The 14,711-nt window shown below is 64.9% G+C and carries 14 protein-coding genes; 2 read left to right on the forward strand and 12 right to left on the reverse strand.

Features of this window, described 5'->3' with window-relative positions; all coding sequences use genetic code 11:
• Positions 1-476: 476 nt before the first annotated feature.
• Together H7I87_RS00010 and H7I87_RS00015 are read right to left on the reverse strand one after the other, a co-directional pair.
• On the reverse strand, positions 477-827 hold the full coding sequence (locus H7I87_RS00010) for a hypothetical protein (RefSeq protein WP_048892237.1): 351 nt from the start codon (positions 825-827) through the stop codon (positions 477-479).
• Positions 828-1,287: 460 nt separating this feature from the next.
• The gene (locus H7I87_RS00015) at positions 1,288-1,695 is read right to left on the reverse strand and encodes a hypothetical protein (RefSeq protein ID WP_045377904.1); all 408 of its coding nucleotides are present in this window, start codon (positions 1,693-1,695) and stop codon (positions 1,288-1,290) included.
• A 177-nt stretch (positions 1,696-1,872) separates the two neighbouring features.
• Here H7I87_RS00015 and H7I87_RS00020 point away from each other — a divergent pair, with 177 nt between their 5' ends.
• Both H7I87_RS00020 and H7I87_RS00025 read left to right on the forward strand, forming a co-directional pair.
• Positions 1,873-2,121, forward strand: a complete 249-nt coding sequence (locus H7I87_RS00020; RefSeq protein ID WP_139800162.1) for a hypothetical protein — start codon at positions 1,873-1,875, stop codon at positions 2,119-2,121.
• A 183-nt stretch (positions 2,122-2,304) separates the two neighbouring features.
• A complete protein-coding gene (locus tag H7I87_RS00025) occupies positions 2,305-2,880 on the forward strand; it encodes a helix-turn-helix domain-containing protein (protein WP_235215880.1) in 576 nt (191 codons plus the stop codon).
• Between the two features lie 88 nt (positions 2,881-2,968).
• Here H7I87_RS00025 and H7I87_RS00030 read toward each other — a convergent pair whose 3' ends face one another.
• The 10 genes from H7I87_RS00030 to H7I87_RS00075 form a co-directional block, all read right to left on the reverse strand.
• Positions 2,969-3,682, reverse strand: coding sequence for a hypothetical protein (locus H7I87_RS00030; RefSeq protein ID WP_235434837.1), 714 nt, complete (start codon positions 3,680-3,682; stop codon positions 2,969-2,971).
• An 11-nt stretch (positions 3,683-3,693) separates the two neighbouring features.
• Positions 3,694-5,529 carry a hypothetical protein gene (locus H7I87_RS00035; protein WP_045377845.1) on the reverse strand — a complete coding sequence of 612 codons (1,836 nt, stop codon included), beginning with the start codon at positions 5,527-5,529 and terminating at the stop codon, positions 3,694-3,696.
• Positions 5,526-5,825, reverse strand: coding sequence for a hypothetical protein (locus H7I87_RS00040; RefSeq protein ID WP_045377907.1), 300 nt, complete (start codon positions 5,823-5,825; stop codon positions 5,526-5,528). Before H7I87_RS00040 ends, H7I87_RS00035 begins: the two co-directional genes overlap by 4 nt.
• Positions 5,826-5,881: 56 nt before the next feature.
• The gene (gene dnaB / locus H7I87_RS00045) at positions 5,882-7,978 is read right to left on the reverse strand and encodes a replicative DNA helicase (protein ID WP_045377847.1); all 2,097 of its coding nucleotides are present in this window, start codon (positions 7,976-7,978) and stop codon (positions 5,882-5,884) included.
• Entirely contained in the window at positions 7,975-8,337 is a 363-nt protein-coding gene (locus tag H7I87_RS00050; protein WP_139800161.1) for a hypothetical protein, read from the reverse strand. The genes dnaB and H7I87_RS00050 overlap by 4 nt, the downstream gene beginning before the upstream one ends.
• 1,399 nt (positions 8,338-9,736) lie before the next feature.
• Positions 9,737-10,669 carry a DUF5131 family protein gene (locus tag H7I87_RS00055; protein WP_052425566.1) on the reverse strand — a complete coding sequence of 311 codons (933 nt, stop codon included), beginning with the start codon at positions 10,667-10,669 and terminating at the stop codon, positions 9,737-9,739.
• A 247-nt stretch (positions 10,670-10,916) separates the two neighbouring features.
• Positions 10,917-11,369, reverse strand: a complete 453-nt coding sequence (locus tag H7I87_RS00060; RefSeq protein WP_045377855.1) for an XF1762 family protein — start codon at positions 11,367-11,369, stop codon at positions 10,917-10,919.
• The gene (locus H7I87_RS00065; RefSeq protein ID WP_045377858.1) at positions 11,369-12,178 is read right to left on the reverse strand and encodes a DNA adenine methylase; all 810 of its coding nucleotides are present in this window, start codon (positions 12,176-12,178) and stop codon (positions 11,369-11,371) included. Before H7I87_RS00065 ends, H7I87_RS00060 begins: the two co-directional genes overlap by 1 nt.
• An 11-nt stretch (positions 12,179-12,189) precedes the next feature.
• Entirely contained in the window at positions 12,190-13,758 is a 1,569-nt protein-coding gene (locus H7I87_RS00070) for a DNA cytosine methyltransferase (protein WP_045377861.1), read from the reverse strand.
• A gap of 338 nt (positions 13,759-14,096) precedes the next feature.
• Positions 14,097-14,246, reverse strand: a complete 150-nt coding sequence (locus H7I87_RS00075) for a hypothetical protein (RefSeq protein WP_158085014.1) — start codon at positions 14,244-14,246, stop codon at positions 14,097-14,099.
• Positions 14,247-14,711 lie beyond the last annotated feature (465 nt).

A 14,711-nucleotide genomic window follows, 5' to 3' on the forward strand; every position in this document is an offset into this window, starting at 1 on the left:
CCCCCCCCCCCCGGCTTCGCCGGAGGGAGGACGCCGGCTTACGCCGGCTGACGCGGCCGGCGGCTCCGCCGCCTCTCTGGCATGGTGGCCGGATTGTGTTGTGCGCGTTGCGTTTTCGTCTTCACGCTAGGATCGCTCGGCTTCGCCTCGCGGTTGTGATGTTGCTTTACCGTTGCGCCCCTTGGTGTTTCGATCGCCATTGGTGCGGCTACGCCGCTTGCTATTTCGTTGCATTCCAACGTGTTTCGCGTTACGGTCGCTGCTTCGCCGCTCATATGTCCATGGTAGCAAAGCGTTTTCGGTTCCGGTAGTGGACCGTGGGCGCGGCTTCGCCGCAATTCTGTATTCCCCTGCGCTACAACACTGTTAATGTGACCGTCCTCGGCTACGCCGAGGACGGAAGCAGCTACCGCCCAGGGTCTCGATCGCGCATTGCCGCGGGTATTGTCACGCGGTTGGGTTGAGGGGTCGGGTGGTCAGAACACCGGCGCCGCCGCCAACGCCTCCCACACCCACCGCGAGCGGGCCACCGCCCCATCACCACCGCTGCCTTCGGCGGCCAACCGATCCAACACCGCGGCGCTACCCGCATCCACCAGCACCGACAAATGCGCCCGATGCCGCGACAGCATCACACACAACCGCCCCGAATCCAGCCCAAACCCCTCACCACCACCCCGACACCCCGCCAACGGATGCACCGCCACCACCACCGGACGCTCCACCCCCTGCAAACCATTAGCCGTACCCACCAACACCCCCGCCACATCAGCCAACACCGCCCGCAACCACGCCGCCTGCCCCACCCGCGACACCACCACCGCCACATCGCCAGGCCCACNCGCTCCACCCCCTGCAAACCATTAGCCGTACCCACCAACACCCCCGCCACATCAGCCAACACCGCCCGCAACCACGCCGCCTGCCCCACCCGCGACACCACCACCGCCACATCGCCAGGCCCACCAAACACCAACGGACAGAATGTGGTTGAGTCTTCCGTTACGGTTAGCGGACTCGGGTCGGAATCGGCCGCAGCTGTCGCGGCCACCAAGGGAACCGTCGCTCGAAGTCTGCCTTGTTGTGGATCGGGTGTACGGGGTCGGTCTGCATGATCCGGCACGCGCAGCGTTCGTAGTAACAGCAGTAGGGACGACCCAGGACCGTCTGGGCGGCGGGGGTCGATTCGGTGTGCGGTTATCGGGTGCCTGCAGCGTGCACAGATGTGGGTATACGGTGCCACTCCGATATCTCTCTCTCCGCTCCTACCGTTTGTGTACCTGGTACTCACTGAAATCCCTTGCGCCAACGCCGGTTACGGCACTGGTCAGCGATGCTGAGGGTTTCGTAACGGACGGCGTGCTCTAAACCGTTAAACCCCTCAAAGAGATCCGGTCTTGCGACAACGATCCGACGAATGTGGAAAACCACTTGCCGGATGCGTTCACGGGAGACACCTTCACGTCTGGCGATCTGATCCAACGTCTGGCCCGCCATCCGGGCCAGCAGAACTCGGTAGGCACGAGCGGCAAATGCCGGGTGCTTCATTTCCTTGGCGAGCGCATCGGCAATGCTGAACAACAGCCGCCCGGCACCGATGCAATCAACAGCACGCTCGAGATCACGATCGATACCACCGGCAGCTTCGCATGCGTTGGGCCAGCCGGATGGGATCTCTGTAACGCTCCGGCTCATGGGCTCGATCTTCCTCTCACGGACCGACATCGTGCTTAGTCACTCGCGACTAGGTCTCGAGGTCTCGTTGCGCTTTGGCGGCTCCGTCGGCCCACTCTCGATGGACCCTGAAGCGGGCCATCAGAAGACCCCTCTTCCTCCCTGTTACGAGGCGGGGGCCAAGTCGGGCTCGAGTCGGTGCAGGATGTATTGCTGAATGTTAGGCAGACCAGCGTCGCGAGCGAGCTGCTGGAGGCGTGCGTGCTCGATACCGAGCAGGCTCAGCTTTACCTGGTGGTTCCGCTGGCGGTTTTCGGAGCCGCTGCGACGCTTCTTGGCCGCCGGCGCCGAACCTTCTGGGCTGAGCTCCTGCCGTTTGTTCATCCTGATCCCTCTCGTGCTGATGATCCCGATTCTGCTGGTCTAGCTGCTGTGATGTCCTTTTAGTGGACGTTCATGATGATCATAGGTGGCACGTGCCTACCGTGCGGGTACCCGCGTGCGGCGTGTTGTCCACTTAGTGGGCATGTAATGCTCTTTAACGGCGCATTGCAGCTGGTCACTGCCAGTCGATACGGCGATCCTCGGCTACGATCTTCATCATCAGCCGGTGCGAAGGATTTAATGCGGATGGCGATTGAGAATCGGCCTCAGCCAGGCCGTGCCGTCGTGAGCGCCCGCGAAGCCGCCCGCATGCTGCGCCGAGACGTGCGAACAGTCCGTCGAATGATCCAAGCCGGCGACATCGAGGGAGGGGCGCACCTGGGGCCCAAACAGCGACGATGGTATGTCTACCTCGACCAACTCACCTCGACGTCTGGTCCAGCCAGGGTATTGCCGGTCGGGGGCGATCACGCCGGCGACGCGTCGCTGGACGCTGAGTTACGCGTTCTGCGGGCTGAAAACGACGATTTGCGGGCGCAAGTCGTTGCAGCAAACGAGGCTGCCCGGCTGATGATGGCCGCGCATGCAATGCTTTTGGAGGCCGTTGACCAGCATCGCGTATCGGCCGTGGAGATGGCCGGCGCAGCCGATGGATACCGAATGGCCGCCGAGGGTTACCAGGTGTCTGCCGAGCGTTACCGCCAGGCCGCCACGGGGTTTCAGGCCACGTCAGAAAGGCTGATGAGTGTGATCGCCCAGTATCGCGATGCGCTGTCGCAATTCACCACGCCCGGCAATCTCGGCTCGCTAACTGATGAGTGAGTGCAGCCGGGGCGGACTCCCTGCCGGATCCCCGTCTGGCGCATGGACATTGGATAATGCGCACATAACGAATCGCATTTGGCCCCGGTCATAGGCCTGGCACGAACTTTCGCAGTTCCTCGATTTGGTAGTCGATGCTGTAGGTCGGGGGCAGGTTCCAGCGCGGGACGATGATCTGCATGACAATTTGGTCGCTGAGCAGTTCGTAGAGTGTTTCGGTGTCCTCGGCCAGCCAGGCTTCCATTATGCCGCTGTCTGGCTGAATTTCGAGCTCTGCCTGTTCGGCTCCGCTGCCTTCGGGGATTCGTTTTGGATAGGCCTTGCCGTTGATGATGACAACGCCCTGGGTTTCCACGCCGACGGTTTGCGCCTCCACTGGCAGCCGTTCTGGCGGCGGCGGTGTCGGCAGCGGGGCTTCGGGCCGGGGAGAGTCGCGCCAGGAGGTTACCCGCTGAGGGGTGGTGCCGACTTGGCGGGCCATGGCCCGGATTCCGCCGGCGCGGTCGATGGCGGCCCAGCGCTCGAGCCACATGCGTTCGACGCCGGGTGGCATTGCGTCATGGCGTGCCCGGCGGGCGATGGTGCGCGCGGAGACCCGCGGCCGGCCGGTGTGTTGGGCGACGCGGCGGGCCATCTCGTTGCGGGCGCGGCGTGCGGCTTCGGCGCGGCGCAGTCGCTCGGGCGCTCGGGCCCACGCTCCTCGCATCTCGCGGTAGCGGCGTTCGGTCAACGCGTCCATGGCGGCCCGAAACCCTTCCCCCACAGGCTGTTCGGGAGGCTGTTCGGGCCCGGTCTGGGCCATGCGGGCGAATCTCATGCCGGTGTTGCCGCAGTGGTGGCCTTGATCCGATAGGAGCCGTTGGCGCGGGTACCGTCATCGCGAAGCGGGTCCTCGAGGACGCTGGTGTCTGTGTCGGCGGGGACGCGATAGAACCAGGCGTCGTTCAAGCATTCGTTGGGATATAGGTCGTGTTCCCGGGCGATTCGGGTGGCGTAGCGCAGGGCGCGCCAGCGGGTCAGGCCCTCGATCGCCGCGTACCAGGCCGGCTGCTGATGGTGCAGGTACGGGTACTTCCACGCGCCGGGCCCGACCGCGGCGAGCCGACCAAGGTAGCTGGTGTAGATGGCCTTGATCATTTCCTCGTAGTCGTCGCGGCCCTGCAGGCGTGCGGCGGCCAGCTTGGCCCGCAGCGCCCCTGCCCACCCTTTGAGCCATTGGTGCTGTTCGGGCCATACCCAGGCCGCCTCGATCTGGAGCTCAGCGACGGCGATGCCGGCGCCGCCGTTCTCGGTGGGTGCGATGAGCTGCTGGACATCGACAGTGGTGGCCCAGAAGGTGGTGGGCTTTTTCCAGGACATTCCGGGGTGCGGGACGGGCAGGCGGCGGTGCAGCCCGTCGAGGTCGTCGCCGGCGGGCACGCTGACCTTAAACATCCCGAACGGTGGGCGTTGCTGGTTGAATACGCCCGGATCCGGCCGCATCCATGCTGGTTTTCCGTAGCCGAGGTAGAGTCCCTCGGCCGAGGGCAGGTAGGCGGCCTGCTGGTCGAGCTCAACGTCGATGCCTTCGCCGAGTGAGCGGTGGCGTCGTCTCCAGCTGTCGGGGTTCCACCACGGAGACGGAAACCTGCCGTTCGGGGCGATCTCGGCCGGCAGCGGGCTCGGCAGCAGTGGGGGCGCTGTGCGGGAGTTCTTGGGCTTGGGGCGGGCCCGTTTCATCCATGCCTCGGCGATTTGTACGCCCACCCGTGACCAGCGGGGTGCGGGTAGTGCCCCTTCGATGCTGTGTAGCCATTCGATGCGATCGGCGAGCAGGTGCGCGGCCTCGATCTCGTCGTCGGGCAGTTCGGTGGGAGTGCCTGCGATGCCGATCACGCCTCGGTCCTCCGGACGCGACGGGGAGGGGTCGAGGTGGGTGAAGGGCATCAGCACGACGTCGGCCTCATGGCGAATCTCGGCGTCGTCAGCGCCGGGCCATTGGCAGGTGAAGAAACCTGATTTGTGGTACTTGATGGTGGCGCTGAAGAACTTTTCGACGGTGTCGGCCAGTGTGTCCTCGGTCAGCCCGTCGATGGGAAAACCTATGGCATCCAATGCTTCTGGGGTGATCCAGATTTGCGGTGCGCAATCGTCGGGCTTGTGTGCCCACTGGTAGTTCGCGGCGAGCTTGCCCAGGTCGCTGCCCTGGCTGAGTGGGCGTGAGATCACCAGGCCGGCAGGGGTGACGATGCCCTGACTGGTGGCGATGAGCGCGCGCCGGTCGGCTGCGGAGAAGTCGACGTCGTCCCACTGGCGTGAGCGCCGCGGCCATCCCGGGGATGCCTGCTCGTCGTCGGCCGCCGGCTCCGCGGTCTCTGTGATGGTGGCTGCGGGTTCGGTGGCCTTTCCGAGCCAGCGCTGCACGGTGGCCTCCCACCAGCCACGGGTGGCTCCCTGATCAGGGTCGCCGATCAGGACGTCCGCGTCGGGAAAGTCGGTGGGGATGCCTCGGCCGATACGTGCGACAACCTGCTGGCGTGAGAGCGCGACTATCGGCGATGACGCCGTGGTGGCGCGAGTTTCGATCAGAAACGTGACCACGTCGTCGACGTCGTCGCCCTGCTCGAGCAGCCACCGGCGACCATCCTCGGTGATCAGATAGGTGCTCATCCTCGGCTCCTCGTGTTGCGTTGGGTTGTTCGGGCCGGCGGCGGCACTTGGTTGACCAAGCCGGCCGGCAAGCGTCCGGCACGCCACTTGGCCCGCAGCCGCTCTACCGCGACTGCGGTGCGGCCCACGGCCAGCGCGGCCTCGGTCACCGTCAGCGACTCGTCGAGCGCGGCGCGCGCGTCGTCGATTGACCATGGGGTGCGCTGCTTGTCGCCGCCGGCGGTGCGTTGCGCCCGGTTCTCGGCGTAGCGGCGCCGTTCAGCCGCAGAGCGCCGACGCTTTTGTGATTCAACCAATTTGAGCAACCTTTGGCTCGCGCCGGAAATCGTAATCCCCATCGTATGCCCTCAGCCTAAAAAGGTACAGAGGTTGAGGGGTTAGCCATGTTGGCGAACCGCGACAGGTGCAATTGGTGGGCCAACGTAATTCGGCGGGTGGGCCCGTTGCGGTGTTTGGCCACGATCAGGTCGGCCTCGCCGCTGCGGGGATCGTTCGGGTCGACCAGATCCGGCCGGTGAATCAGGATCACGACGTCGCTATCCTGCTCGATCGCGCCGCTTTCACGCAGGTCAGATAGCTGCGGACGTTTATCGGTGCGTTGCTCTGGGCCGCGGTTGAGCTGGCTGAGCGCCACCACTGGCACCTCGAGCTCTTTGGCGAGCAGCTTCAGGCAGCGCGACAAATCCGACACTTCCTGTTGGCGCGATTCGTAACGGCGGCCCGAGGTCATCAATTGCAGATAGTCGACGACGATCAGTGACAGGTCGGCCTTCTGCTTGAGCCGACGGGCCTTGGCGCGGATCTCCATCATCGTGAGGTTGGCCGAGTCGTCGATATACAGTGGCGCATCGGAGATTTCGCCCATCAGCCGCGCCAGAGTCACCCAGTCGTTGTCGCTGAGATGCCCCGACCGCAGATTGGCCAGTTTGATCTTGGCCTCCGCGGACAGCAGCCGCATCACGATCTCGGACTTGCTCATTTCCAGCGAGAAGATCACGGCGGCGCGGCGGTGCTTAATCGAGCAGGACCGCAGCAGATCCAAGGCCAGAGTCGAGTTATGGGTAGGCACCATGGCCCGTCCCACCAGATACAGGTGGTTGGCGTTGTCGACCTGCACGCAGCGCACCGGCACCGGATGGCGGGCTTCCACGGCGACGATCTCGTGGGCGCCGCCAACGACGTCGATGCGCTCGCCCAACCGTCCTCGCGCGACGACATAGCCCAGTGATCCGAGTAAATCGATTGCCAGTGTCCGGTCTTGGGGAGCACGCCACCTTGGTGCGATCGAGAACCCGTCGCCGGCGCGCCCCCTGCGATCAGCGCCGCTGGCGTCCAGCAATCCGCGCAACATGTCACGACGCTGAGCCAGTGAGCCGCGCAGGTAGTGCCACACCGTGTAATTGCTGACCGCGCCCGAGGCTGTGGTTTCTCCGCCCAGCCAGCGCCCCACCGCATATGGCGATACCGCCAAGGCCGCGGCCGGCGGCAGTTCCACGGCCGCGGCCGCCCGCACACGATCGCCAGGCCGCAGCTGACTGCTGGTGCGTAACCCGGCGGTCGTGGGCCACTGATGTTCAGCGTCGGCGGTAATGACCGTGCCGTCACCGAAGGTGATGTCAAAGCAGGGCCGCCCCAGCATCACACCGGTGGCGGCAACCACCCGTGTCGGCTGACCGTCGGCACCGAGCAGCTGCTGGCCCACCCTGACGTCGCCCATGGTGGTCCAGCCCGCCGGTGTCGGCAGCGCCGTGTCCAACGCCAAGGCCTTGCCCACCCCGGGCCGCGCGGCCACCACCACCAACTGGCCCGGATGCAGCCCCTGGGTGAGTTCGTCGAGCTCGACGAAACCGGTAGGCACGCCAACGTTGAGGGCGCCCTGGCTGGACAACGCATCAATGTCGTCGAGCGTCGACTGCAGCAGATCGCCCACCGCGACGTAGTCCTCGCTGAGCCGCTGCTCGGTTACGCCGTAGATCTCGGCCTGGGCGCGATCGACAACCTCGCTGACCTCGGCGCCCTCCGCGCCGGCATAGCCGTACTGCACGACCCGGGTTCCGGCTTCCACCAGCCGCCGCAGTATTGCCTTCTCAGCGACAATTCCGGCGTAGTACCCCGCGTTAGCCGCCGTGGGAACCAACGCGATCAACGTGTGCAGATACGGTGCGCCGCCGATGCGGGCCAGCGCGCCGCGCCGATCGAGCTCGGCAGCGACCATTACCGCGTCAGCGGGTTCCCCGCGGCCGTACAGACCCACGATGACATCGAAAATCACCTGGTGATTCGGTCGGTAAAAATCATCCGGCCGGATCCGCTCGACGACATCGGCGATCGCATCCTTGCTCAGCAACATTGCGCCGAGCACAGACTGTTCAGCCGCCAGATCCTGCGGCGGTTGGCGACCAATGTCACCACCAACAGCAGCGGGTCGATCAACCCCTACGACGCTCATGCGGCACACTTCCTGCGCGACAAAATCTCTCGGATTTCCGCAAGCGCCGCAGCGCGTACTTCCGCGCTTGCACACACGACCGCCGGCTTGAAGTCGTCTGGCGGCGCAATCGGGCCGCAGGCCTCGACCGCCGGGGTCGCCGGCAACTGCGCGAGCCGAAATGCCAAGAAGCCAGCCGGGTTAGCGATGCGGTCTGGCCAATGCCAGCCCCGCTCGCGCATCGTGGCATTCATCGCCGAAACCAGCTGGTTGCCGGTCCAATCGGCCAATCGAAGATGGCTGCGCTGCAAAACATCACACCAGCGGCCTGGGTGCGCTGTGCGCAGACCGACGCAGTGCGCGGCCAGATACGCCGCCAAGCGTTGGGTGTGTAAGTTGCGCGGCTCGGTCTGTTGTGGGCGCCGACCCCGTCGCGGATTTTTGGTTGGTGAGTGATTTTCCCGGCGGCGCCGAGGGGCGCCGCTTGGAGAGTTCTTACCAGCGTGACAAACACGCTGATAAGAACTACGAGAGGGAAGGGCGCAAACCTGTGTGCGCCGACTCACCAGATGCCACACCGACGGCCGGTTACGGCGGCCGCCAGCATGACCGTATCCACGGGAAGCCTCCATGGCCCACCCGGCGGCAGCCAGGATGCGCCGTGCAGTCTGCACAATGCGCACACACACGACGGCCGAGTCGGCGATCCGCGCATTCGTCACCGCCACATTGCGTCCGCTAGCCCCGTCGGCGAAACGTGCCAGCACCCGCACCACTCGGGCGAATCGGGCGGCGCTCAAATGTGCAGCGCGCAGCGCCGCCCGGCCCTCCTCGGTATCCGCCCACGCAATTACCGACGCGATCCACACGCGCCGCGAGAGCCACTGCGGCACCGCAGCCGGCACCGCGGCATGCTGCTCAAGCCAGGCCGCGAATTCTTGCCGGCGCGCGACCCGCACAGTCACAACCGGCCCGTCCCCGCTGGTCAAAAGGCCGCCAGGGGACCATTGCGGCGTGTTTCTTGAATTGCTATCAGGGTATGACTTACCCTGAGACCGGCACCCGTCCAAGGTGAAAGTCCCTTCGGTTCGCGAGGGGCACCGAGATATCGAGTTGGCGCTCGAATCTCACAGGCCCGGAGGTCGCGCTCCGGGGATCGCTACAACTTGCTATCCCAACCCCTTCGGGGGTTGGCCTGTGATGGCAGCCCCTCTATGTAGTTGTTCTGTCCTCGCGGCCAGCGATGCCGGCCGCGTCAGTTAGTAAGGTCGGCTCCTTTCTCGAACGGCGATAAGTCGTCATCGCACCCATGCCCTTGGGTGGTGACTGATCGACATGAGCCAGACGCGGTGAATGCCGATGCGGCCTCTTGGTTGATACGGCAAGCGGCGCAAAGGAATTGCCGTGCCCAGCGTATCGACGAGCAGCGTTGATCGCCCGAGCGCGCAAGCTGCAAAGCGAACACCGCGGAGCGGCAATGGCTTTCGTGGACCAGAACAAGACGCATCGCATGCGCGGTCATGGGTTGGTCCTGCCGCTGGTATTGGAATAGCCCGTAGTGCTGCGACATTGAGCCGCCACGATCAGTGAACAACCTGACGGCCCGCCGCCTACCGGCCTCCCGAGTGTGGACATTTACACACCGGGATGGTCGCACGACAATGCGCGGGTACCCGCGCACGACACGCGGAGGCCGCCTGAGATTCTTGTCGCCGGTCCAGTCCCCGCCGACTCTGCGGCGACCACATTCAAGGTAGACAAACGGTCGATTGACGGCCATCACGACACCTCGGGGAATTGCCGCGGAAACGGTTCCGGCCAGTCGGACGGCTCAGCTCCTTTGCCGCTGCAGCCCCACTGGCGGGCAAGCACCGACCCGGCCTGCTTGAAGTAAAAAGCCACGCCAGCAGCAGCACACTGGTCGCGCAGAAGGCGAGCCCACTTAAGATCCATCGGCCGCGCTCTGGGCCCTGATTCCCCACCCACGATCACCCAATCGATCCCGGTGAGATCAAGGCTCGTCAGCGGGCCAAGCAACGGCTCCAGCGAGAGAAACCGCACAGCGGCAGGGATGGCCCGCAGAACATCAGCTCGCCAGCAATAATCGTCCGATTCGATCGACGTGCCGACCCAAACATTGGGAAGGGGCCACGGTGGTGACCACAGGTTGTCGCGGTCAGCCTTGATGATGGTCCACCTGCAGCCGCGCCCCGAGTCGCCGGCCACCCGTGCGCCACCTAAATCCAGGCGCCACCGGCCCAGGTGCGCGGGTGTTCTGGCGATGATCTCGGTTGCCTCGCGCGCCACCGCGGCAACGAAATCTCGGTCCGCCAGCATCTTCGCCAACCGCCGCGGCCGCTTAGTCAGAACTTGGTACTCATGGCGCGCTGTAAGCGCCATGACCGCCCAGATCCGTGCTAGTGCAACGCTGCTGACGTGCACATGTCCGACGTCCGACATGCTGTTAACAAACACCCTTCGTGGTGTTCGCCAACACAACGGCTCATCCATGACTCTGGGATGGACGGTGACACCGAACCCCGGTCCGCTGGTGCGGGGATCGCCGTCGACCTGATACTTCGCGGACCCCATCGCCTTCAGACGCTTAGCCAGCGCCAACGCATAGCAGTGATCGCACCCGGGCGAGATCCGATCACAGCCGGTCGTCGGATTCCATGTCGACTCGGTCCACTCGATGCCCGATGCGCTCATGCGGACCTCCTGATGAGGGCGGCGGGCCTCACCCATTGCTCGCGAATTGTCTCGAGGTACTCGTCGGCCGTAACCTCGGGCGAAATCGTTTCGGGCAAAGGCGCATTGAGTACTACAGAGCCGGCCGCATCTTGAACCGATGGTGCCGCCGTGGCGGCGCGGCCGGGTGCCGGGCGGAGGCGAAAGCACAGTCCGCTGTGCCGCGCCATGGCGGCCACGAGATCGGCGACGGTGAGTTGGTCAGGCATCACACCGCCTCCCATAGCGTCCGCTGCACGTTATGTTCGGTGGTGTGGATCCGTGGGCGGCCGGGCATATTCCACCCCTTCCGAGGCTTTCGCTCGGCGACTACACGCCACCCGGCGGCGCGAAGCGAGACACCAGACTCGCTCGCCAGCGTGTAAGTGATCAGTCGCCGATAGCCCAGCGCCTTGGCAGCGCGCCACGCGGCGCCATAAAGCATCGAATTAGCATTGCGGGGCAAGCCTTTCGTGCATGTTCGATTCACCTCAAGAGTCCAGCCGTCATCGAAAAGTCGCGCCACAGGACGACCGACCATCGCGACGCCCACAATTTCGCCGCCGCGGGCGACTCCGATGCTGAACTTGTGACCGGTCGGCGCCGGATGGTGCCGGTGATGACAACCGACGAAGTCAACCGCTTCATCGAAAGTGACGGGACACAAGTAGAGGTCAGACATTAAACCGCCTCCAGGTCGAACAGCGACGGGTGGCCTAACGGCCGGTTAGACCAGATGACTTCAGTGCGGGCTTGATCGCAGCGTGCATGTCCGCTCATGGTTGGGATTTCGATTCGCCACCATCCGCCGAGCGCGGCATCGTAGAGCTCGTTGGAATAGCCACTGACAACGACGGCGGCCCGGGCCCCGAGCAGAGCCTCGAGCAACTCGGTGTGCTCCGACTTGCTGGTCATCTCGAATCGATAGTTGCGGTGCCGCGTGCTACCGAGGTACGTCGGATCGACGTAGAGGCAGACCGCCTCGAACGTCCCGTAGGCCGCGATTACCTCGAGAGCTGGGCGGCATTCGAGACCAACCTTGTGCAGGCGCTCGGCCGCGGCGGCCATGCGCTCGACGTAGGCCTCGAGGTAGCCGGGCATCGACGTATGTGTGCCGGATGGGTCGATGTAGTAGCGCCAGCCGGTCTTACGCAGCGTTCCGGTGCGGCTCTGGCTGATCTGTACCCAGACGCGGCGTGCCCGCTCCAACTCATCGAGAGCATCATCGAACGATGTCGCTGCCGCGGCGTGCTCAGCCCGTGAATGCGGCGTCAGCGCGCAGACCCGGGCGAGTTCGGTTGGCCGGTCGCGCAGCACGCGCCAGAAGCACATGAGGCCGCCGTCGATGTCGTTAACTGTTTCAATCCGGCTCGGCGGTTTGGCGAGCAGCACTGCGAGGCTGCCAGCGAATGGTTCGACGTAGTGCTCGTGGGGTGGTAGCAGCGCGGCGATCTTCGCGGCGAGCCGTGTCTTGCCGCCGAAATAGGCCATAGGTGGTGCAGTCACAACGCAACCCCCAGCGATTCCGCCACCACGCCGATCAGATCCCGTGAGCACGGCGGAGTTACGGCCGCGCCGGCCTGGCGAACCTGAGCCCGCTTGTTGCCTTTGAGGATGTAGCCGCGCGGGAAGTCCATTGCCGCCGAGATTTCATGTGGCTCCAACATGCGGAACAGGACATCGTTGATGTCGAGAGTCGCGCAGGTGAGCAACGATTGATGGCCGCGCGTGGTGATAGTGCGGGCATACTCGCTTACTGGCGTGATCATCTGAGCTGGGTTGCCACGTGCGGTGTTGTGTCGCATCAGCAGCGCGTGTCGGTCCACCGCAGTGACAGTCGGCAGGGCAGCGTCGGTTGACCTGCTCGTGCCATTGCCGTAGTAGGTCATTACCAGGCCGTGATGGTTGCCGGACGCTGTCACGGTGGATAGCGCTGCTGAGACCGGGCGGTGCTTGCTTCCCCCTCCGCGCAGTTCTGCGATGAACGCGAGCCCGTCATTTTCCCGCGTAGTGCGGGCCGGCATCGGCTCACGAGCAGAGGTCGGCTTGTCACGCCAGGTGCCACCACACGGCACCAGCAACGCAGTTTCGTTGCGGCTCGTCATGGTGCGGGCGGAATCAGCGACTGGGCGGGCGGCGGTCTCGCCGGCGCGGCCTTCGACCGGCACTAATAGCGGCGCCCAATACTTCTGGATGCCGGCTTCGACCCGAGCCATGGTCCTCGGGGCCAGCGGCGACAAGACCACCTCACCGGTCGTCTTGTTCTTGAACTCCCGCAACGGCTTATCGCCGATCCGCTGGCCCTGGATCGCCCAGTCGATGGCCTCCGCGGCCGGCCGGTAAAACGGCTCAACGACTCGATGACATCCGGTCCGGGAGCAGGTATAGATGTATTGCGCCCGATACCGCCCCCAATGAACCGGCTTCTTCCATACCTGCCGAGAATCGACCTCGCCATGGTCGGGGCACACGGCCCGCGGCCGCAGCACCCGATCCAAGTCTGGTGGACGATTTCCGTTGCGCCATAACACAATGTAGATCCGATCCCGCGACTGTGGCGCGCCGGATCCGAAGACCTGGGCATGCATGGAATTCAGGTAGAGGATGCGGTGGTTGTAGCCGATGGAATCCATTGCGGAAAGCCACGCGCGGAATGGCCGCCACAACGCGACCTCGACGACGTTTTCTACGATCACCGCTTGATATTCGTGGTGCTCAGAGAAGCGCACCACGTCCCACATCGTGGCCCGCGAGCGCTCTGCAGCCTCTTCGGGCAGCGTGTCGCCAAACAGGTCGGGCTGTTGCAAATCCGTGCGCTTCTTTCCCTGGGCGGAACTATGATGCGTGCAGCTCGGGCTCGCCCACAGAGCGTCGGTGCGTGGGAAGAGGCGGGGGTCGATTTGGGATAGGTCGGCTTGAATATGATCTGTCTCAGGGTGATTCGCCGCGTGTGACTCAATGGCCAGGCTCCAGTGATTGGAAGCGACCCGGACTTCGATGCCCGGCACCGACACCGCGCCGGTCGATGAACCGCCGGCTCCGGCGAACAGGTCGGTCAACGTCAGCGTCATGAGTCACTCCTCCTCGAAGAGGGCTGCGCGGTGCGCGACCAGTAGGTGGTCGCCGAACGACACTGTTTGCGGCACGCGGATGTGGTGGATGACAGCGCCGCCTACGAGCGCTAATCGAGCGTGGTGACGTGGATCCCGCCAGCCGCAGTCATCGCCTGGCGGTGCGTTACACACCGAACAGGTGTGGGCCAGCGCCGCGACAACTCGAGGGTCGCTGCGGTCAAGCAACCAATCCAGTTGTCCTACCGCAACGCCATACGTGCGAAAGCCGCTGCCGGGGCGTGGGTTCCGAGCTTCAGCCGCCGACGACAGCGGCACGTTGAACTGCAGGCCTACGCTCATTGGGTGGGCTCCGCCATAGCGGCGGCGAGACGTAGCGCCGCGATCAACGCGTCGACGGTTTCGGTGGTCACCGTTTGGGTCCCGACGTCGATGAGGCGGCCGCCGACATCGACATAGCAACCGCCGCAGCGGATCCGCCGCACCAACCCTCGAGCGGTAACCGTCTCGGCAACACTGACAGACGCGCTCACAGCGGCCTCACCGACCGCAAAATGTCACCGGCCATCGCGATCGGTGCCCCGCACGACCGGCAGGCCGGGCGCCCGCAGCGCGATAGCCGCCGCGCAAACACCGCCGCTGACACCCGCAATGTCGACAGACAGTGGCCACACACGATCAGCACCACGTTGCCCAGCTCGTTGACCCCGCTGCAGCAGCAGTGGTCGACCGCATGGAATTCGGCCACATACCGGGCGGGCCGCGAACAACCGTGGCCGCACTGGCAGGTGATCACCGACCAATCCAGCCCGGCCAACTCGGCCGGCACCGCGTTACCCCCGGGCCTCACCGCTCGGACCTCGCGGTGTCCCGCTGGCTGTCGACGCGTCGGCTGGCCACTGCGATGGGCGGCCCATCGGGGACCACGGCAGCGTTCTGCTCCATGCGGCCAG

It is taken from the genome of Mycobacterium timonense (genome assembly GCF_025821985.1).
Classification (GTDB): Bacteria; Actinomycetota; Actinomycetes; order Mycobacteriales; family Mycobacteriaceae; genus Mycobacterium; species Mycobacterium avium.